This is a genomic window from Aquifex pyrophilus, assembly GCF_054656935.1.
Window position 1 is genome coordinate 1 of sequence record NZ_BAAHXJ010000004.1, and the last position, 19302, is coordinate 19302.

At 44.2% G+C, this 19302-nt stretch carries 20 protein-coding genes; 10 read left to right on the forward strand and 10 right to left on the reverse strand.

The window, feature by feature from the left end:
* Nucleotides 1-1123, reverse strand: a 1123-nt coding sequence (locus ACYQZ0_RS02765; RefSeq protein ID WP_459774993.1) for a penicillin-binding transpeptidase domain-containing protein, incomplete at its 3' end; no start/stop codon positions are given.
* Nucleotides 1124-1131: 8 nt separating this feature from the next.
* Nucleotides 1132-1839, reverse strand: a complete 708-nt coding sequence (locus tag ACYQZ0_RS02770) for a hypothetical protein (RefSeq protein WP_459774994.1) — start codon at nt 1837-1839, stop codon at nt 1132-1134.
* Between the two features lie 16 nt (nt 1840-1855).
* Between ACYQZ0_RS02770 and ACYQZ0_RS02775 the strand changes: the two genes are divergently transcribed.
* Nucleotides 1856-2305: a hypothetical protein gene (locus tag ACYQZ0_RS02775; protein ID WP_459774996.1), complete on the forward strand. Its 450-nt coding sequence runs from the start codon at nt 1856-1858 to the stop codon at nt 2303-2305.
* Here ACYQZ0_RS02775 and ACYQZ0_RS02780 read toward each other — a convergent pair.
* Nucleotides 2302-3504 (reverse strand): methionine adenosyltransferase, encoded by a 1203-nt coding sequence (locus ACYQZ0_RS02780; protein ID WP_459774997.1) that lies wholly within the window; start codon nt 3502-3504, stop codon nt 2302-2304. The genes ACYQZ0_RS02775 and ACYQZ0_RS02780 overlap by 4 nt on opposite strands.
* Nucleotides 3505-3550: 46 nt before the next feature.
* Here ACYQZ0_RS02780 and ACYQZ0_RS02785 point away from each other — a divergent pair, with 46 nt between their 5' ends.
* From ACYQZ0_RS02785 to ACYQZ0_RS02805, 5 genes are read left to right on the forward strand one after another with little or no spacing between them, the layout of a single operon-like run.
* On the forward strand, nt 3551-4531 hold the full coding sequence (locus ACYQZ0_RS02785) for a gluconokinase (protein WP_459774998.1): 981 nt from the start codon (nt 3551-3553) through the stop codon (nt 4529-4531).
* Complete coding sequence (locus ACYQZ0_RS02790) at nt 4528-5223, forward strand: uroporphyrinogen-III synthase (RefSeq protein WP_459774999.1); 696 nt, start codon at nt 4528-4530, stop codon at nt 5221-5223. The genes ACYQZ0_RS02785 and ACYQZ0_RS02790 overlap by 4 nt, the downstream gene beginning before the upstream one ends.
* 20 nt (nt 5224-5243) lie before the next feature.
* Nucleotides 5244-6092, forward strand: coding sequence for a UDP-3-O-acyl-N-acetylglucosamine deacetylase (lpxC, locus tag ACYQZ0_RS02795; RefSeq protein WP_459775000.1), 849 nt, complete (start codon nt 5244-5246; stop codon nt 6090-6092).
* Nucleotides 6089-6391, forward strand: coding sequence for a hypothetical protein (locus ACYQZ0_RS02800; protein ID WP_459775001.1), 303 nt, complete (start codon nt 6089-6091; stop codon nt 6389-6391). The genes lpxC and ACYQZ0_RS02800 overlap by 4 nt, the downstream gene beginning before the upstream one ends.
* 11 nt (nt 6392-6402) lie before the next feature.
* Nucleotides 6403-7704 carry an amidohydrolase gene (locus tag ACYQZ0_RS02805; protein ID WP_459775002.1) on the forward strand — a complete coding sequence of 434 codons (1302 nt, stop codon included), beginning with the start codon at nt 6403-6405 and terminating at the stop codon, nt 7702-7704.
* Here the strand turns inward: ACYQZ0_RS02805 and ACYQZ0_RS02810 are convergent.
* Genes ACYQZ0_RS02810 through rpoN form a run of 7 tightly spaced genes read right to left on the reverse strand, consistent with a single transcriptional unit; the run spans nt 7676 to nt 15689 of the window.
* Nucleotides 7676-9772, reverse strand: a complete 2097-nt coding sequence (locus ACYQZ0_RS02810; RefSeq protein WP_459775004.1) for a type IV pilus secretin PilQ — start codon at nt 9770-9772, stop codon at nt 7676-7678. The genes ACYQZ0_RS02805 and ACYQZ0_RS02810 overlap by 29 nt on opposite strands.
* The gene (locus tag ACYQZ0_RS02815; RefSeq protein WP_459775005.1) at nt 9769-10422 is read right to left on the reverse strand and encodes a type II secretion system protein M; all 654 of its coding nucleotides are present in this window, start codon (nt 10420-10422) and stop codon (nt 9769-9771) included. Before ACYQZ0_RS02815 ends, ACYQZ0_RS02810 begins: the two co-directional genes overlap by 4 nt.
* A 17-nt stretch (nt 10423-10439) precedes the next feature.
* Nucleotides 10440-11831: a bifunctional UDP-N-acetylglucosamine diphosphorylase/glucosamine-1-phosphate N-acetyltransferase GlmU gene (gene glmU / locus ACYQZ0_RS02820; protein ID WP_459775006.1), complete on the reverse strand. Its 1392-nt coding sequence runs from the start codon at nt 11829-11831 to the stop codon at nt 10440-10442.
* 13 nt (nt 11832-11844) lie between these two features.
* Nucleotides 11845-12630, reverse strand: a complete 786-nt coding sequence (gene lpxA, locus ACYQZ0_RS02825) for an acyl-ACP--UDP-N-acetylglucosamine O-acyltransferase (protein ID WP_459775007.1) — start codon at nt 12628-12630, stop codon at nt 11845-11847.
* A gap of 23 nt (nt 12631-12653) precedes the next feature.
* Complete coding sequence (locus tag ACYQZ0_RS02830; RefSeq protein WP_459775008.1) at nt 12654-14222, reverse strand: hypothetical protein; 1569 nt, start codon at nt 14220-14222, stop codon at nt 12654-12656.
* Nucleotides 14222-14473 (reverse strand): hypothetical protein, encoded by a 252-nt coding sequence (locus ACYQZ0_RS02835; protein ID WP_459775009.1) that lies wholly within the window; start codon nt 14471-14473, stop codon nt 14222-14224. The genes ACYQZ0_RS02830 and ACYQZ0_RS02835 overlap by 1 nt, the downstream gene beginning before the upstream one ends.
* A gap of 13 nt (nt 14474-14486) precedes the next feature.
* Nucleotides 14487-15689 (reverse strand): RNA polymerase factor sigma-54, encoded by a 1203-nt coding sequence (gene rpoN / locus ACYQZ0_RS02840; RefSeq protein WP_459775010.1) that lies wholly within the window; start codon nt 15687-15689, stop codon nt 14487-14489.
* A gap of 40 nt (nt 15690-15729) precedes the next feature.
* Here rpoN and flgG point away from each other — a divergent pair, with 40 nt between their 5' ends.
* From flgG to ACYQZ0_RS02860, 4 genes are read left to right on the forward strand one after another with little or no spacing between them, the layout of a single operon-like run.
* Complete coding sequence (gene flgG, locus ACYQZ0_RS02845; RefSeq protein WP_459775011.1) at nt 15730-16518, forward strand: flagellar basal-body rod protein FlgG; 789 nt, start codon at nt 15730-15732, stop codon at nt 16516-16518.
* Nucleotides 16481-17113, forward strand: a complete 633-nt coding sequence (gene flgA, locus ACYQZ0_RS02850) for a flagellar basal body P-ring formation chaperone FlgA (protein ID WP_459775012.1) — start codon at nt 16481-16483, stop codon at nt 17111-17113. Before flgG ends, flgA begins: the two co-directional genes overlap by 38 nt.
* Before the next feature lies 1 nt (nt 17114).
* Complete coding sequence (gene surE / locus ACYQZ0_RS02855) at nt 17115-17870, forward strand: 5'/3'-nucleotidase SurE (protein WP_459775013.1); 756 nt, start codon at nt 17115-17117, stop codon at nt 17868-17870.
* 45 nt (nt 17871-17915) lie between these two features.
* Entirely contained in the window at nt 17916-19301 is a 1386-nt protein-coding gene (locus ACYQZ0_RS02860; protein ID WP_459775014.1) for an FAD-binding oxidoreductase, read from the forward strand.
* Nucleotide 19302: the final 1 nt, after the last annotated feature.

Here is a 19302-nt window from a genome sequence, read left to right on the forward strand (position 1 = left end):
AGGAGTACACGACTATATCCTCTGGTTTTATATACCTTCGCTTCCGAAGGTAGATTGAGATATCCCTTATTGTTTTTTTATCGAGTTTAAAGACACCGTAATTAATCTCTATTAGGGAGTTCTTTTTTATATATCCCCTTTCAAAGGCATACGCAACAACAAAGGGTTTGAAAGTTGAACCTACCTCAAATAGGTCGTTAACTCCGTAGTTCTTAGTGTATTTTGGGAAATACTTAACGTAGTCATTCGGGTTGTAGTCGGGATACGTAGTAAAACCTCTTATCTTTCCTGTTTCAGATTCCATAACTATAATGACTACCCTCTTAGGACGCCACTTTCTCACAATTTTTCTCTTAATTCTTTCGAGAAGGGTTTGAACCGTGTAATCTATAGAGAGCTTCAAGTTTTCTGGAGGTGTAAAATTATCCTCCTTAAGTTCAAGGAGTTTAAGACCTTTATCGCTGTAAACAAGGAGTTTTTTGCTGTTCTTTCTGCCTCCGGAGAGATATTCGTCAAATTGGTACTCTAAGCCCTCACCTCCTATCCCCTCTTTATTAACGAAACCTATAAGGTTTGAGGCCAGACGTCCGTGAGGATAAAAGCGCTCATACTTTTCCGAAACGCCGACATGTGCGGAAAGAAAGGGCTTTGTGTAGGTTTTATGTTCTTTATCGTAATCAATTTCCTTTATTATTCTTTCAATTACGGCTTTTTTTTCTACAGGAAATGTTAGGAACTCTGTTATACTTTTGTTTCTCACTCTATCCAGTTTCGCTTTTAAACGATTGTATGGTATTTTTAACTCTTTTGAAAGTCTCATTAAAAATTCCTTTTCCTTATTCTTATCCTTAAAAAGATAAAACTTATACAGATATATATATCCGACGGGATAGCTTATAGCGAGAGGGACACCATTTCTGTCCGTGATACTTCCCCTGAAGCGCTGAACCTTAAGTATTTCCGTGGTTCTTCCAAACTCTTCAAGTAAATTTTCCTTAAAAAGATTTATGTAAATTAATCTACCGAAAAGGATTATGGGGAAAATGAGAATTAGAATCATCAGTCCTATAAGTCTGTTTCTAAAAGTTCTTTCCCTTTCCCTGTATCTGATTAAGTGCTCCACTATTAATATTATCTAATCTTCTTATAGCCTTCTGGAAGCCTGTATATGTAATCGGGAATGCTTATCTTCCGAACCTCTATCACCTGAGAGTAAGTAAGGAAAACCTTCCTCTGTTCGGTCCTTATCACTCCTCCGAACTCCCTTACGATGTAACCCAGAAAGTTTTTTATCTCTTTTAGGGGAATATTTTTCTCGCTCAGATTCATTTCCTTCATAATTGCTTTTATAAAGTTTATGTAAAATTCGTTCTCAAGGGTATTTGCTTCTATCAGTTCCTTCCACTCCTTTGTATACCACTGAATAATCTCCTGATTTTCCCCCATAAAGCTCGTTTTTACTATCACCTTTCTCGCTTTATACTTTCCTATTTTTCTGTATTCATTTGTAGGTTTAAAAGAATCTTTGTTTAGTTTACATACTCTCTTTTCACAATCTACAAAGGGAAGGGAGACGAGAAATAGGGGAGCCATCTTTGAGAAATCCATATAGGACTTTGTGCTCTTTATCACCCTGTATATCTTTGGTCTTCCGTTTTCAACTTTCTGAACCATAAACTCCCTTTCCGTCTCGGTTATTAACGCATCCTTCGTTATATAAACCTTTCTTTTTATCTCCTTTTTCAGGCTAAAGCTTCCTAAACTCCCGTTTACTTCCGTTATGAGATACCCTTCTACGCCGAAGGTGAGAGAAATTATGAGTAAAATTATTAAGAGCATAAAATAATATTAACTTATGAAGGTTGATTTGAGCAATCTCTTAAAGAAAGAGGAAACCCCTTTTAAAAGCATTGAAGAGGCAAAGGATTACGTTGCGAGGTATACGCTCAGCTTCATAAACATAGAGCTTGAAGGGACAAAAAGGGAGGAGTGGGAGAAAACCCTTGAGACCTGGTGTAAGATGTGCGAGTTTGCAAAGAGCTTGCTCAAGCTCCCTGAAGAGAAGAGGAAAGAGCTATACAGGAAGTTCAGTTTTGATACGATGATGGAGGGGGTTATGGAGGACCTCGTTAAAGTTTTATACGGCTTTTACTCCCTCGGAATACTTAAGGAAAAAGAAAAGGCTTACAGGGTTCTTGAGAGGGCCGTTGAGCTTATTGAGAATGAAGAGGGTTTAATAGAGAGGGAGAGGTTAAACAGGGAAGCACTCAAGTTTATAAAGGAGTTTGTGAGGAAGAGGGGTTAAGCGACCGCAAACTCTTTGTTAAGGAACTTCTTCCAGGTGTTTGGCATCTCGTCAAGCTCTTCGTTAACTATCCGTTTTATGGGTTCTTCAATCCCCTTTATCTCTTTCTTTGTTCTTACCTTCACGTCGCAGACCTGAGGTTCGTTTATGGGCTTCCCTATCTGGGAAACGAGATAGCAGTATGCTTCCTCAACCTCTTCAATCTCGCTCACAACCCTGTCCGCTATTACGTTTGCGACAACGTTGTAAATCTTACCTATGTGGGATACAGGGTTTTTCCCCGCTGCAGCCTCAAGGCTCATAGGTCTGTAAGGGGTTATGAGTCCGTTAACCCTGTTTCCCCTTCCCACCTGTCCGTCGTCCCCCTGTTCCGCGGAGGTTCCCGTTACGGTTATGTAAACGCTTTCCCTTTCGGGGTCGTCCGCTGTATTCACGAATACCTCAACCTCCCTCTTTGTTAATCCCCTTGCCATTTCCTCAACGGTTTTCCTTATGTACTCCTTCTTTTCAAGGTAGTCATTTAGGTCCTTTACGTATTTGCTCACGAAGGCACAGGCAATCGTGAGCCTTATCCTGTCCCTAATCCTTACACCCATAACCTTTATATCTTCACCGACGTAAGGGTTCTCGTCTTTGAAGCTGGGGGAGTTCAGGAGCTGTTCCGTTTCAAAAACTATCCTTTCCAAGTCGTCAAGGGGTGCGTATCCGACACCGAAGGAGGTGTCATTCGCGAGGGGAACTTCCCCTTTTTGTTGAAACCTGAGGAAAAGGTCAACGAGGTCCTTACTTCCGGGCTTTATTCTCGGTTTTATTATTACGTGCTTGTCGGGGTCAAGATTTCTTATATTTTCCTTTATCCAGTTTCTCGCAACTTCTACAGCGAGCTCTTCAACGGGAAGGGCTTTTCCCTCAAACTCCTTTAAAGCCCTTCCAACGAGGTATATCTCTATCGGGGATATTACCTCCCCTCCTCCGAATACGGGATTAGCCTCACCACCGACGAGGAGAGCCTTATCAACGTTGTGGTGCATAATAGCACCGAAGCGTTCTATATAAAGCTTTGAGAGTGCTACGGAAAGCTCCTCCGCAAGGTTATCGCATATGGTATCGGGATGGCCTATTCCCTTTCTCTCAACAATTTCCGCATCCTGCTCGTAAACGGGTTCAAAGGTCATGGGCGTTACGACAATATTCCTCAATCCCTTACCTCCTGAGGTTCTCACGAATTTTATTAGTATATATTAAATGGAAAACAGCGATAAGGTTTTAAAACTCGCTAAAGAGCTGGGAGCTAAAGTTGTTCAGACCCATGCTTCTTGGGTATTAATCCTTCCCGAAATCGTTTACAAGATTAAAAAGCCCGTGAACTTCGGATTTCTTGACTACTCAACCCTTGAAAAGAGAAGGGAGATGTGTTTTAAAGAGGTTGAGCTAAACAGGAGGCTTTGCTCTTGGATATACCTCGGGGTAGTTCCCATAAGCGAAGAAGGGGGAAGGTGGGTAATTGAGAGCAATAAGAACGTAGTTGAGTATGCGGTAAAGATGAGGAGAATTCCCGAGGAGAGCCTACTCTCAAACAGGCTTGATATAACGACGGAAGAAGATATGAGGAGAGTTGCAGAGGTTGTTGCAAACTTCCATATGAGGGCGAAAAGGGTTGACGAGTTCGGGAAACTTGAGGTTATGAAGTTTAACACCGATGAGAACTTCCAGCAGACGGAAAAGTATATAGGGATAACCATATCAAGGGAGGACTACGAGTTTATAAAGGAAAGAACGAATAAATTTTACGAGGTTCACAGGGGATTGTTTGAGAAGAGAATGAGAGAAGGGAAGATAAGGGACGGCCACGGGGATATAAGAACGGAACACGTCGCTTTCCTGAAGGAGGGCATATGCATATTTGACTGCATAGAGTTTAACGACAGGTTCAGATACGGGGACGTTCTGAACGATATGTGTTTCCTCTCCATGGAGCTTGAGTATTTCGGGAAGAAGAACCTCGCAAAAGCCTACGAGGAGGCCTACAGGGAGGCAACGGGAGACGAGGACTTTGAGGTTATGCTCCCCTTCTTCAAGTGCTACAGGGCTTACGTAAGGGGAAAGGTAAACTCCTTTCTGCTTGAGGACCCAAATCTAAGCAAGGAAGAGAAGGAGAAGGCAAGGGATAGGGCTAAAAAGTTCTTTGAACTTGCGAAGGAGTATGCCAAGATTATACCTTTATGAGGGTAATTCTAACGAGAGAAGAGGAAGACCTTAAGAAGGATAAGGAGATTTTCATAAATGAGGGCTTTGAGGTTGTTGAGCTCCCCCTCATAAGAACCGTTCCTCTTGAGTTTAAGCTTCCCCTTGAGGACTACGATTACATAGTCTTCCAGAGCAAGAGAGCGGTTAAGTACTTCCTTGATAGGGAGAAGATAAGGGAAGGGGCTAAGATAGTTTCGGTAGGAGGAACAACTTCAGAAGAGCTAAGGAGATACGGATACGAGCCCGATTACGTCCCCGAAGAGGAGAACGTGAGGGGGTTGATAAGGCTCTTCAGAATACTCAGGAAGGGAAAGGTTCTAATCCCCCGCTCAAGCATAGGGAGAAAAGAGCTCATAAACTTCCTCCTTGAGGAGAACTTTGACGTTTTTCCCGTTGACGTTTACACCGTTGAACCCGTTCTTTATGACGAGAGGACCCTAAAAGAAAAGCTTAAAGGGGACTACATTCTCTTTTACAGCCCCTCCGCGGTTGAGTCCTTTTTTGCAAATCTGCAAAAAGCCGGAATAAAAAGGGATAAGCTAAAGCTCAATTACGTAGCCATTGGCAAAACTACAAAAAAAGCCCTTGAGAAGGAGGGGATAACGAATATACTCGTCTCCCCAAAACCCTCAACGGAGGAGGTTGTGAAGCTCCTGAAAGGTATGGCATAAAACTTGCATTAATATAGGTGATGGTGAAGGAGAAGACGCTTAAGGAAGAGGTGAGCTTTGAAGGAGTGGGCATACACACGGGAGAGAAGTCAAAGGTTATCCTCTTTCCCGAGGAAGAAGGAACGGGAATAAGGTTCTTCAAAGAAGGCGTTTTTATACCCGCAAGTTATGAGTTTGTCGTAAATACAAACCACTCAACCGACCTCGGAAGGGAGGGCAAGGTTATAAAGACCGTTGAGCATATACTCTCGGTTCTCCACCTCCTCGGTGTAACAAACCTCACTATAGAGGTAAAGGGAGAGGAAATCCCCATAATGGACGGAAGCGGATGGGAATTTTATAAGGTCCTCAAAAACTTAACCCTTGAACAGGATAAGGAAGCGGAGATTTTCAAGGTTGAGGAAATGGTTGAGGTCTTTAAGGAAAACTCATACATACGTGCGATGCCCTCCGAAGAGCTTGAGATTACCTACGAGGGTGAGTTTAACAACTTCCTCGGAAGGAGGGAGTTCACCTTCAGGAGGGGAAGGGAAGAGGATATCGTTCTTGCAAGGACCTTCTGCTTTGATTGGGAAATAGAGTTCATAAAGAAGGCGGGACTCGGAAAGGGTGGAAGCCTTGAGAATACCCTCGTTATGGGAAAGGAAAAGGTTTATAACCCCGATGGCTTGAGATACGAAGATGAGCCCGTAAGGCACAAGGTTTTTGATATACTCGGAGACCTTTACCTCCTCGGAAAGCCTTTTGTGGGAAGGGTTTACTCCTTTAGGGGAGGACACAGCATTAATTACGAGCTCGTTAAGAGGCTTGCGGAGTTTGAGAAATCTCAGAGAATAAGCGTAGAAAAAGCCCCACAATACACAACATGAAGGTATTTCTATACGATACGAACCTTATTCTCTCTTCCAGGATAAAGAGCCAGCTCAAGAACCTTAACGCGGAGCTTGTAAAAAAAGAGGACGTCGGAGAGGATACCGTAGCCCTCATAAACCTCGAGTCCCCAAAGGCCTTTGAAGTTTTAAAAGAGTTAAAAGAAAAAGGGGCAAAGGTTATAGGATACTGCGGGCATAAGAACATTTCCTTGATTGAGGAGGCGAGGAAGCTGGGTGCTGACGAGGTGGTTCCGAATAGCCGTATAGCGGGAGACCTGAGAACTCTCCTGGGTTAAAATTTCCTCTTATGAAGTATGACCTCTTGATAAAAAACGTATTAATTCCCGAGAAAGGTTTAAGGGATATAGCAATTTCCGAGGGGAAAATCGTTAAGATAGGCGAGAATTTAGATGGAGAAGCAAAGGAAACCATACTCGGAAACGGGAAGATAGCCTTTCCCTCCTTTGCGAATATGCACACCCATATATCAATGACGCTCCTTAGGGGGCTCGGTGCGGACCTCCCCTTAATGGACTGGCTCCAAAAGGTTATATGGCCCCTTGAGGGTGAGTTTGTATCTCCCGAGTTTGTAAAGGACGGCGGACTTCTCGGGATTGTTGAAGCGATAAAGAGCGGAACTACCCTTTTTATGGATATGTATTTTTACGAGGAACACCTCGGTGAGGTTTGTGAGAAGGTGGGCATAAGGGCGGGGCTCGGGTTCGGAATTCTCGATTTTCCAACTAAGGTTGCGAAAACTCCCGAGGAGTATATAGAGAAGGCCAGAAGGTTTGCAGAGGAGTTCAAGGGAAGGGAGCTCGTATTCCCCGTTATATGCCCCCATGCTCCTTACACATGCTCACCCAAAACATTGATGAAGGCGAAGGAGCTTGCGGACCAATACAACCTAATGCTTCACATACACGTTTCCGAGACGAAGGGGGAGGTTGAGAGAATAAAGGAGGAATACGGTAAAACCCCGATAAGGCACCTTGAGGATATAGGATTTCTTGGGGAAAACGTTCTGTGCGCTCACGTTGTATGGACCGACGAAGAGGAAAGGGAGATTTTAAGGGAGAGGAAGGTGAAGGTAGCCCACTGCCCTGAAAGTAATCTGAAGCTCGCTTCGGGCATAGCACCCGTTCCAGACTATGTGAAGAGGGGCATAACCGTTTGTCTCGGGACCGACGGGGCAGCCTCAAACGACAACCTGAACATGCACGAGGAAATGTCAACCTGTGCCAAGCTCCACAAAGGTGCAAATCTTGACGCAAAGGCAATAGACGCAAAAATCGCACTGAAGATAGCAACCGAAAACGGATTTAAAGCCGTGGGGATAAAAGCGGGAAAAATAGAAGAGGGGTATGAGGCGGACCTCATTCTCGTGAGGACGGACCTCCCCGAGATGGCTCCCCTTTACGACCCCGTTGCCCAGTTCGTTTACTCCGCACCTTCTGAGGCGATAGACACGGTTATATGCAGAGGAAGAATTCTTATGGAAAAGAGGGAGCTAAAGACAATTGACGAGGAAGAGGTTTACGGAAAGGCAAAGAAGTGGGAAGAGAGAATTAAGGAATTTCTCACTCGCTCTCAACAAGCTCTGGAGTGAGGAATATCAAGAGTTCCCTGTCCGCGTTTTCCTTTATCTGGTCCTTAAAAAGCCAGCCGAGCAGGGGAACCTTTCTTAGCCCTGGAATCCCTCTTTCTGTCTCTCTCTTCTCTCTCTCAACTATACCCCCTATCACAACGGTGTCCCCGTTGTTCACGGGAATCTTTACGTCTATTCTTGAGCTTTCTATTACTGGTATATCCTGCGTTATATTAACGGACTGAAACCTTCTTATCTCAACAATCCTTCCCCTGAGGAGTCCGATGTCTAAGAGTATCTGGTTGTTCGGAAGAACTACGGGAGTCGCTATTAAGGTTAATGGAATTTCCCTATACTCAACGGTTATATCCGCGGTATTTTGGCTAATCGTCACTTTGGGAATAGGCCACTCAACTTGGGTGTTTATCACCGCAGGCTCCCCGTTTAACGTAACGATATATGGCTCGGATATAATTCTCGCCTTGTTTTCCCTTTCGTAAGCCTTCAACCTGAGGTCAAGTAGGTTAAGCTTTCCTTTCTGGAATATAAAAGTAAGAAGTCCCGCGGATTCCGTCGCAGGCTCAAAGGTCGTTTCTGTCTGCCAGAATTTCGGAACCGAAGCCTGGGAAAAGAGAACGTTCCAGCCTGCCAGACCGAGTTCCCTTTTTAAGTCCTTCCTTATTTCAAGAAACCTCGCCTTAATTCTTATCCTTAAGGGCTTTTCGGAGAGAAATTTTTTGAATTTATTGTAGATTTCCCTTATCCTTTCGGGATAATCCTTTATTAAGATTGCGTTCCTCACCTCAAAGTAAGTCTTTCTGGTTTTACTAATACTGAACTCTCCCTGTGTAATTTCAACATTGTCCGTTCCGGTGCCCTGGGCCTCACGCCCTCCCTTTTGAGAACCTCCCGTCTTAAGAACGTAAACTTCTCCTTCTTCGGAAAGAAAAGGTTCTATTTCCTTTTTCAGTTCAAAAGGAGAGATATATCTCACGAAGAAAACCTTTGTTGTAATGTAAGTTTCCGATACACCTTTTGTTAAAGGTTTTAGAATATTTTCCAGTTCTTTATAAACTGCTTCCGAATTTGTGAACACGATTAGAGCGTTGAAATCTTCATCGGTTTCTGTAACAACACCTTCCCCAAATCTCTCCTTCAAGAGAGATTGGGCTACTTCCAAATCTCTTCTGTTTTTAAAGTAAAAAATTCTTATTAGTTCTTTTTCAGCCTTCTTTCTCTTTTCCGCCTTCAGTAGTTCCTCTTTTAAGTCTTTTAATTTCTCAATATTTTCTTTTAAATCCGTTATATAAATCTTCTTCAAATCCCTGTCGTAAACTATCCTTGCGGAAGGGGAAACTCTTTCCTCTAATTTTTTCAACACCTTTTTTATCTGATTCTCATCTAAATCCGAAACATCAATTTCGTAATTTCCTTTAACCGATATTTTAATTATGTTTCCCCTCTCCTTTACCGCCATTAAGTTGTACTCCTCCAGAATTGTATTGAACAAATCTACCGCGGAAATGGGGGAATTAATAACGAGAGATATATCCCTGAATAGGTATGAGGGAAGGGATATGCTCTCGGTTATCCTTTTGTTCTTCCTTAATGCCTTAGTCTCCTTTTTAGGTGAGCTCGTTTCGGACTTCTTTCCTTGTATACTTCCTATTGATATATCTTCGGTTGTAGTTATTTGAAGGGTATACTCAGAAGTTTCTTGTAAATCTTCCGATACATTTTTACTTACCTGAAAACTTTTCCAGAGTTCCGTTCCGAATATTACATTCTTCTTAAGTATCTTGGCGAGGGAAACGATGACTGTTCCCAGTTTAAGGTTCTGGAAATCCGCCCTCAATACGGTGAAGTTTCTATATTTTTTCCCAATTTTCTTTACATCTTCCGTGTATACGTAAGCGTTAACGGTTTTTTCCCTTCCTTTTATAACCTCAAAAATCGTGTATTTATAAACGTATCCGTCAATGTAAATCTCTATCTTTCCTATTCTGTTTATGTTCTCAAGGGGAGGAATTTCCTGCGAAGCACCGAAGCCAAAAATTATTAAAATAAGAATGTAAAGAAGTCTCATCATTTTCCTTCCTCCATTCTTATAGTCCCCAAGGTAACTATATAGAAAGGTATATCCTTGCTTTCCTTATCGCATAAAAACCTTTTGTAATCACCGACCTCACACACAAGAGGTGGATTTTCCCTTCTCATGAGCTCTCTTCTTGAGATGCAGCCTGTGTAGAGTCCTATAACAAAGGTTAAAGAATCCTTCGTTAATCCGTTTAAAAAGCTCTTTAGATTTTCCTCGGAAGCAATTACCTTAAGCTTATAAATATCTAAAGAAGTCTTTATACTTCCTTTCAATTTAGAGGAATCGGAAAACATAAGTCCGTTTTTTTTCGGTAATATATTCTTCGTAAAACTCGCAAGTTCCCATTCAAGTATGTGTACTCCCTTTTCCCTCGCTTTACTGTAAATCTCCTTTACAGTTAAGAACCTTATTTCCCTTTCCCCTTTCAGTTTTTCTATCTCCTTTTCAAGGGCTTTTTTCCTTATGAGGAGGTAAGATACATCTTTCAAATCTTTCAACTCCTTTTCAACCCTATTTATTTCGCTGAGCAATGGATTCAACATGAGGTAGTAGAATACACCGATAAGGAGAAAGGGAAACACTACAAGTATTATCTTTTCCCTTTCGGTTCTCTCGTTAAACCACTCAAAGAGTTTATTCATAGCCCCTCAATTTAATTTTATTCCGAGAGGAGTTTCTTTCCCCTTTTCGGAATTATCTTAAGCTCCGGACGGGATACCGCGAGGGCTTCGTCAGGAACATCTTTATTAAGAACGCTCCCCCCTGCTATAAACGCGTAATTCCCTATCTTTATGGGAGCTATAAGGAGGGAGTTGCTCCCTATGAATGCGTTGCTTCCCACGTGGCTTTCATGCTTTTTCTTTCCGTCATAGTTTGCGAAAACCGCTCCTGCTCCTACGTTTACGTTCTCCCCGAGAGTCGCATCACCTATGTACGCGAGGTGCTTTGCTTTCGTTTCTTTTCCTATCTTGCTCTTTTTAACCTCAACGAAGTTCCCTATTTCCGCTTCTTCCCCTATCTCGCTTCCGTTCCTTATTCTCGCAAAGGGACCTATTACAGCGTTGCTCTTTACGTGAGAGTCTTCTATAACGCTATATTCCTTAACGACCACGTTCTCCTCTATAGTTGTGTTTTTTATCACGCTTCCCTGTCCTATTACGCTTCCCTTCTTTACCTTCGTTCTTCCCTTAAGGGCTGTGTTCGGGAATATCTCAACGTCCCTTTCAAGGGAAACGTCGGGTTCTATCCAAACGGTTTCGGGAAAATGTATGGTTACGCCCCTCTCGCTCCAGTATCTCGCTATCTTCAGCTTTATGACGTTCTCCGCAAGGGCAAGCTCCCACCTCGTATTCACCCCGAGGGCTTCCGTCGGCTCTTTTGCCATGAAGCTCCTCACCTCGTATCCCTTAGCGGTCATATACTCTATAACGTCCGTGAGGTATAGTTCTCCCGTTGTGGGACTCGGCTTTATGCTGTAGAGGGCTTCAAGGAGATGGGGGGCGTAAAAGATGTAAGTTCCCGCGTTCACCTCGTTTATAGCCTTCTCCTCAGGCGTTGCGTCCTTTTCCTCAACTATCCTTATTATCCTGTCCGTTCCCTCCTCCTTTATAACCCTTCCGTATCCCGTGGGGTCCGCCATGTAGGTTGTGAGAACAACACCGCTCAGCTTAACACCCTCGTAAGCCTGAACCATGTAAATGAACTGTTGCATATTCCTTATGGTTTCCCCGCTAACGAGCGGTGTATCCCCGTTTATTATGAGGACGTATCCATCGTAAGAACTGAAGAAGTCCTTCGCGGATAATACCGCATCTCCCGTTCCCCCTTTTGGATTTTTCTGAAAGAAAAACTTTAGGTTTTCTCCCTTAAAGGCTTCCATCACCTCTTCCGCCTTGTGTCCTACGACTACCGCTATATCCTCTATTCTCCCGTTTCTCACGTTTGTTATCACATACCAGAGCATGGGCTTGCCGAGTATCTCGTGGAGAACCTTTGGTTTATCGCTCTTGAACCTCGTTCCCAGTCCCGCTGCGAGTATTAAAGCTTTCATTTAATTCATGATATCAATCCTTGTGGTGTCTCGCTACACCCCTCCTCGTGCTCTTTATAAACTCAACCATCATTCTTACCTCTTTGTAATTCCCGAGCTCTTCAAGAACTACCTTTATGGCTTCTTCTTTTGGCAGGGGACTTCTGAATAGAATTCTGTAAGCTTTGCTTATAGCCTTTATCACCTCTTCGGAAAAGTTTCTCCTCCTGAGACCTATGATGTTTACGCCGTAGAGTTTTGCGTGCTGTCCAGATGCTATAGTGAAGGGGGGTATGTCAAGAGAGACGCCTGTGAGTCCGCCCACCATCGCGTAAGCCCCCACCCTTGCCCACTGGTGAACAGCGGCAAGCCCCCCTATAAATGCGTAATCCCCCACTTCAACGTGTCCGCCAAGGGTTGCACAGTTTGCCATTATAACCCCTCTGCCGACAACACAGTCGTGGGCAACGTGGGAGTAAGCCATAAGCATAACGTCGTCCTTTATAACAGTTTTCTCCTTGTCAAGCTTTGTCCCCCTGTGTATCGTTACGTACTCCCTTATTATCACGTTGTTTCCTATCTCAACCGAGGTTTCCTCTCCCTCATACTTCAAATGCTGGGGCTCCTCTCCTATAACAGCCCCATCGTAAATCCTGCAGTTTTCCCCTATACTCACCTTTCCCTTTATCGTTACCCTGTTTCCTATTTTCGTTCCCTTTCCTATCTTTACATCCCCCTCAATTACCGTGAAAGCTCCTATCTCCACATCATCGGGAAGTTTTACGTCTCCGCTTATAATGGCGGTCTCATGTATACCCATTCCCAACTCCTTTAGGCCATATTTTACATTTCGGGGGAAGGTATATAAAAGGGATACCTTGAAAGCTCCTTTAAAATACCGAAAAACTTCTCTTTATCCCTTACGGAATTAAGGAGTGCCTTTATACTCATCTCGTAAACGAGATTCGGAGATGCGTAAAGGTTTGAGGGAATTCCCTCCTCAACTTCTACAGTCCCCCTAAGGTTAGCTATAAAGTTCTCCCTTTCTTCATCGTCAAGAAGCATAAATATCCTATTTAGAAGCGTTAAAACGATTTCACCGTCAACGGGATACTCTTTCGGATAGTCCATTTCACTTAACATCTTTACCGTATTATTAAGCTTGTAAGGTTTTCCGTACCATGGAAATACTTTTATATCTTCAGAAAGCTCCTTAAATAGGGATAGATTTTTCTTTAGAAACTCCTCGCAGGGAAAGTACGCTGTGTGAAAAATTTTCTTCAGCTCCTCTTCTTCTCCATTGAAGTTCCCGAGAAATCTTCCCGTAAATAAAGCATTTCTCTCTTCAAGAAGGTAGACAACCGAGGGAAAACCAGGGTAGGGAGTAATAGGAAACAACCTTATACTGTATCCCGTCGGTATTTTTATAAGCGAGGTAGGTATATCTTCAACAGCCCTGAATTTTACGTTTCTCAATCCGAGATTCTCAAGGTAGAACTTCAGTCTCTCCCTTCCTACTGTTATCACATTGGGATTTGAGGCGTAAATCCTTCTCAGAATTTCCGCACATTCTGTATCAAAGTCCGAAAGAAGAATTAACTTCACATCTTTGAAACCTATCCCCCTCTCTTTGAGACCTCTGACGAGCTTCCTCAAAACCTTTGAAGGGCACAGGTTCACGAGAATGTAGAAACCATCCAGGTCCAAGAAGTATACGTTTTTTCTGAAAACACCTTTGTACTCTTCTTCCCAGAAAAGAAGTATAAAATCCTCTACAGCTTCCCCTCTTTTTTCCTCCGATTTCCAAACAACTTCCCTTTCCTGAAGGAGATAATCCAGAAGTGCACTTAAACGCTCCTCATTCCCTTTTACATCTCCATCGTAATCCTCAAGGCTATAGACCGCGGATAGAATTTCCCTGAGTTTATCCCTTTCACAGCGGAGTATTAGAGGGTAAGTTTTAAAACAGCATTCCCCCTTTTCGGAAAATACTTTTAGGTTCAATCCTCTTTTCTCAAGGAAGGATTTTAGAATCGTGTTTATAAAGCCGAGCTCTTTAAAGTTCTCAACGCTTAACTTATCAAGAGCTCCGAGCTTCTCAAGAAGTTCTAAGGGATTGAAGGGAATTCTCAGTATGTTAAGCTCGTTAAATCCCGCTTTTAGAAGCCTTTCCTCTTCACTCTCATCCTTCACTATGAAAACGGGTATTAATACCTTCTCCCTCAGAAGCTCAACCCAGTTTTTCACGTGGGAAAAGGGGAGTATGAAGAGCTTTATATCCTGGGAAACAACACGCTTTATATCCTCTTCCTTATTTATCGTTAAGAGTTCGTGTCCCGTTACTCCGAATATGTCCGAAAGGAGTAGCTCTATATCCTCTTCGGGGTCAAAGAGTGCTACCCTCAGTCCCATCACTCAATTTCCTTCTTCTTTGACGCTACATCAAGGAGTTTTAACTGCTCCCTTAATATGTTAATAGATTGAACGACCATAAAGAAGGCGTGTTCAACGTTTATGAGAGCACTCTGAAAGGAGGGACTCCTGTCCTCAAGGAGTCTTAGCTCCCTGAACCTTCTGTAATACTCGTCTATCTCGGTCCCGCACTCCATCAGCTTTAAAAGAACTTCCCTTGAGAGCTTTTTAGCCTCTTCCCTCGTGTCCATAAATAGAAGTTTATTAGATTTTCCTTCTTTTTCTGGATGAAGGAATGCCCAAAATCTCCCTGTATTTTGTTACGGTTCTCCTCGCGACGTTTACCCCCCTGCTTTGGAGAATTTTCGCTATCTCCTCATCGCTCAGGGGTTTTGATTTGTCCTCCTTCTCAATAATCTCCTTGATTAAGGTGAGTATCTCTTCCTGAGACGTTCCCTCAACCGATTCCCTCACAAAGAAAAACCTGAGGGGATAGGTTCCAACAGGTGTTTTTACATACTTTGAGTTAACTATCCTGCTCACCGTGGACTCGTGAACTCCAAGCCTTTCGGAAACCTCCCTGATTGTTAATGTCTTTAAGGTATCCCCGCCCTTGAGGAATCCCTCCTGCTTTTGAACGATTATACCGAGTATTTCTCTGAGATTTCTTTTCCTTATCTCAAGGGCTTTTTTAATAGCCTCATACCTCTCAAAGGCCTCCCTCAGGTATCCTTTAACCTTCCCCTTTGAGCTTCTGTAAATCTCCCAATACTCCTCGTTTAGGTCAATGTCAATAAACTCCTCATACAGGTAATACCTTAGCTCCCCGTCTTCCTCTTCAATAATCGCGTCAACCTTGTAAAGCCTTACATTCTCACCCTGGGGTACAAGGGGTGAGAGCCTAAGTCTTGAGAGCTTCTCCTTTACTTTTTCCTGTATTCTTCCCGTTTCACGAAATTGGGAAAGGGCTTTTTTCAGCTCCTTAGCTTCTTCGGGGTAAACCTCCTCAATTTGAATCTCAAGGAACTCCCACACGTCCCTTGAGCAGACTCCGAGGGGTTCAAGCCTCATTAACTTTCTTCTTATCTCCTCAAGGCTCTGAGGGCTAATCCCGAGCTCCCCCGCTATTTTATTTATATCTTCCCTCAGAAATCCCTTTTCGTCTATAAACCTTAAAAGCTCAAGGGCTATCTCCCTCTCCCTTCCCTTGAATTCTATTCTCACGTTCTCCTCAAGAACCTCAATCTCCTTCGGCTCATAGGGGACTTCGTAAGTGAACTCCTCGGATGTATAAAATCTTTTTGGAATCTTCCTAAAAATACCTTTAACGAAGGGATTACTTATCGCCTCTTCGTTTATTATTCTTTCAAGCTCCTGAACGGGAAGGCTGAGAACTTCAACCTGTTGTTTTAAAAGGAGGTTTAGACTCGTCTTAAGTTTGAGTTCCAGGCTCTGATTAATCTTCATTACCTAAATTAAAATTTTAAGTAAGGGAGGTGGATTTGTAATGTTCAGAGCCCTTTGGACCTCAGCTTCCGGTATGACAGCCCAGCAGACAAACCTTGACATCATATCCCACAACATGGCAAATGTGAACACGGTCGGATACAAGAAGATGAGGGCAACCTTTCAGGATTTACTATACCAGACGGTTGAGGAACCAGGTGCTCCCACATCTCCGACGACCCGCTCGCCTTCGGGATTCCAGATAGGACTCGGAACCTACGTGGCGGATACATACGGGATATTCACTCAGGGAAACTTGACGAAAACGGACAACCAGCTTGATATAGCCATACAGGGGGACGGATTCTTTAAGGTAGTTCTGCCCGACGGGACGATAGCGTACACGAGAAACGGCCAGTTCAGGCTTGACTCCGAGGGGAGGATAGTTAACAGCGACGGTTACCCCCTTGACCCCGAGATAACGATACCCGCGGACGCGATAAGCATAAGCATAGCCTCAGACGGAACGGTGAGCGTTCTAAGGCAGGGGGCAACCGAGGTTGAAGAGGTGGGAAGGATAGAGCTCGCCAAGTTCATAAATCCCGCGGGATTGAGAAGGATAGGAAACAACCTCTATATACAGACATCCGCTTCTGGAGAGCCCATAATAGACAACCCAGGAAATCAGGGACTCGGAACGCTCCTCCAGGGATACCTTGAGAGTGCAAACGTGAACATAGTTGAGGAGATGGTGAACCTCATAATAGCCCAGAGGGCTTACGAGTTTAACTCAAAGGGCATACAGGCAGCTGATGAAATGCTATCTCAGGCGGCTAATTTACGCCGTTAGCCTTCTCCCCTTAATAACCCTTTCCCTTGATTTAGAAAGCTTAATAAAAGAGAAACTAAAGAAAAGGTTCGGAAACGAGGTAAAGTTAAAATCCTACGAAATCCTAACAAAAATCCCCGAAGATTACAAAAGCGTTGAGCTGAAAGTTTATAAAAATCATCCGAGAGGCTTTATCTACTTCAAGAATAAAAAAGTCGGAACCGTTAGGCTTAACCTCCTCTGGAAGTGCGAGGTTCTCGTCTCAAAGAGGGATATAAACCCCGGGGAGAGGTTAAGTAAAATAAACGTTGAAAGAAGGGAGATTTATCTCGGCAGATGTAAGCAAATAAAAGAACCCGTTGAGAACTTCATTTCAAAAAGATTTATAAAGAAGGGAGAGGTGATAAAAAGAAGGGATTTGAAGAAGGATTTTCTCGTAAAGAGGGGGGAAAAGGTGAGAGTTTATTACGAAAAGGGGAATTTATTCATAGTTTTTGACGGGAAAGCTCTTGATAACGGATTTATGAACGAAAACGTTAGGGTTTTGTCTCCCTTCTCGGACAGGGTAATAAGGGGAAAGGTGATAGGGGAGGGAGCGGTTAAAATACTGGATTGACATGGCTGTTTTCTTAATCGTTAACGACGACGGATACTTCTCGCCGGGGATAAACGCCCTCAGGGAAGCCCTGAAGCCCCTCGGGAGGGTTGTTGTGGTTGCTCCCGACAGGAACTTAAGCGGAGTTGGGCACTCCCTCACCTTCACGAAGCCCCTAACGATGAGAAAGATAGATACAGATTTTTACACGGTTATTGACGGGACCCCCGCGGACTGCGTTCACCTCGGATACAGGGTCATACTTGAGGGAAAGAAGCCCGACCTCGTTCTTTCGGGGATTAACGAGGGACCAAATCTCGGGGAGGACATAACTTACTCGGGAACGGTTTCGGGAGCGATGGAAGGGAGAATTCTCGGCATTCCCTCCGTTGCCTTCTCGGTTTTCGGTAAGGGCTCAATAATGTTTGACGAGGTGGCGAAGGTTTGCGTTGACATAGTGAAGAAGGTTCTTGAGAACGGACTTCCCGAGGATACATACCTCAACGTAAATATTCCCAACCTCAGGTATGAGGAGATAAAGGGGTATATGATAACGAGGCAGGGAAAGAGGGCTTACAAGGAAAGGGTGTTCAAGTATCTAGACCCCTACGGAAATCCCTTTTACTGGATAGCGGCCGAGGAGTTCGGCTGGCACGCTGAGGAGGGGACCGATTACTGGGCTGTTATGAACGGTTTTGTCTCAATAACACCCCTTGACCTTGACCTGACAAACCACAGAGCTATGAAGGAGCTTAAATTCCTTGAGAAGTTCTTATGAGTTCCCTCCTTTTTTCATTCTTCCGTTATCTCCTATATTATTCCCATGGCTGTAATTACGAACAAGGTTGAGAGGCTGAAAAAGGCCCTTGGAGAGAGAAAGGTAAAGGACTCAATAGTTGAGAGGAAGTTATACTCCTACGATGCGACGCCTATACCTATTGAGAGGAGCATACCGGCCGCTGTCGTTTTCCCTGAAAACAGGGAAGACGTTATAAAGCTCGTTGAGGTATGCTACGAGGAAGATATTCCCATATTCCCGAGGGGAGCGGGCTCGGGCCTTACGGGCGGTGCTGTTCCCACGAGGGAAGACGGAGTGGTCGTCTCCTTTGAGAAGATGGATAAATTTACCGTTGACGTTGACAACGCTACAGCTACCGTTCAACCGGGCGTCATAACCTATCAATTCCAGGAATACGTTGAGAAGCTCGGACTCTTTTATCCTCCGGACCCATCCTCCTTTAAATACTCAACTATAGGAGGAAATGTTGCGGAAAACGCGGGAGGTCCCAGATGCCTGAAATACGGAGTGACGAGGGAATACGTTCTCGGGCTTGAGACGGTTATAAAGGAGGGGAACGTTATAAAGACGGGAAGCCCCGTTTTAAAGGACGTTGCGGGATACGACATAACAAAGCTCCTCGTAGGTTCTGAGGGAACGCTCGGTCTTTTTACGGAGATAACCCTCAAGCTCATACCCAAGCCCAAGGCACGCATGACAGCACTTGCGGTTTTCAACGACCTTGAAACGGTAGGAAAAGCGGTGAGCAAGATTCTCACATCGGGCATATTCCCCTCCGCCCTTGAGTTCATGGACAGGGATGCAATAAGGGCTGTTGAGGACTACAAACCCGTAGGACTCCCAAGGGATGCGGAGGCTCTTCTTCTCATAGAGGTTGACGGACACCCCTTGGCGGTAAAAGAGGAGATTAAGGAAGTGGGAAGAATTCTCTCGGAGCTTGGTGCGAAGGTTGAAGTTGCCCAAAGTGAGGAGGAAGCCCAGAAGCTCTGGACCGCAAGGAAGAACCTCGGGCCAGCCCTCGGAAACCTGAAGAGCGGAAAGATAAACGAGGATATAGTTTTTCCGAGAACATACCTCCCCGAAGCCCTGCCCAAGCTCAGGGAGATAGCGAAAAAATACGGACTCCTCATGGTTGTTTTCGGACACATAGGGGACGGAAACCTGCACGTAAACCTCCTGTATGACAAATCAAACAGGGAGGAAGAGGAAAGGGCGGAAAGGGCGGTTGACGAAGTCTTTGAGCTTGCCCTCTCTTACCACGGCTCAATCACGGGAGAGCACGGCGTCGGACTAACCAAGAGAAAGTTCTTAAAGTGGCAGTTCGGGGAAACGGGATACGAGCTCTTAAAGGGAATAAAGAAACTCTTTGACCCCAAAAATCTCTTCAATCCGGGGAAGCTCTTCGCCTGAT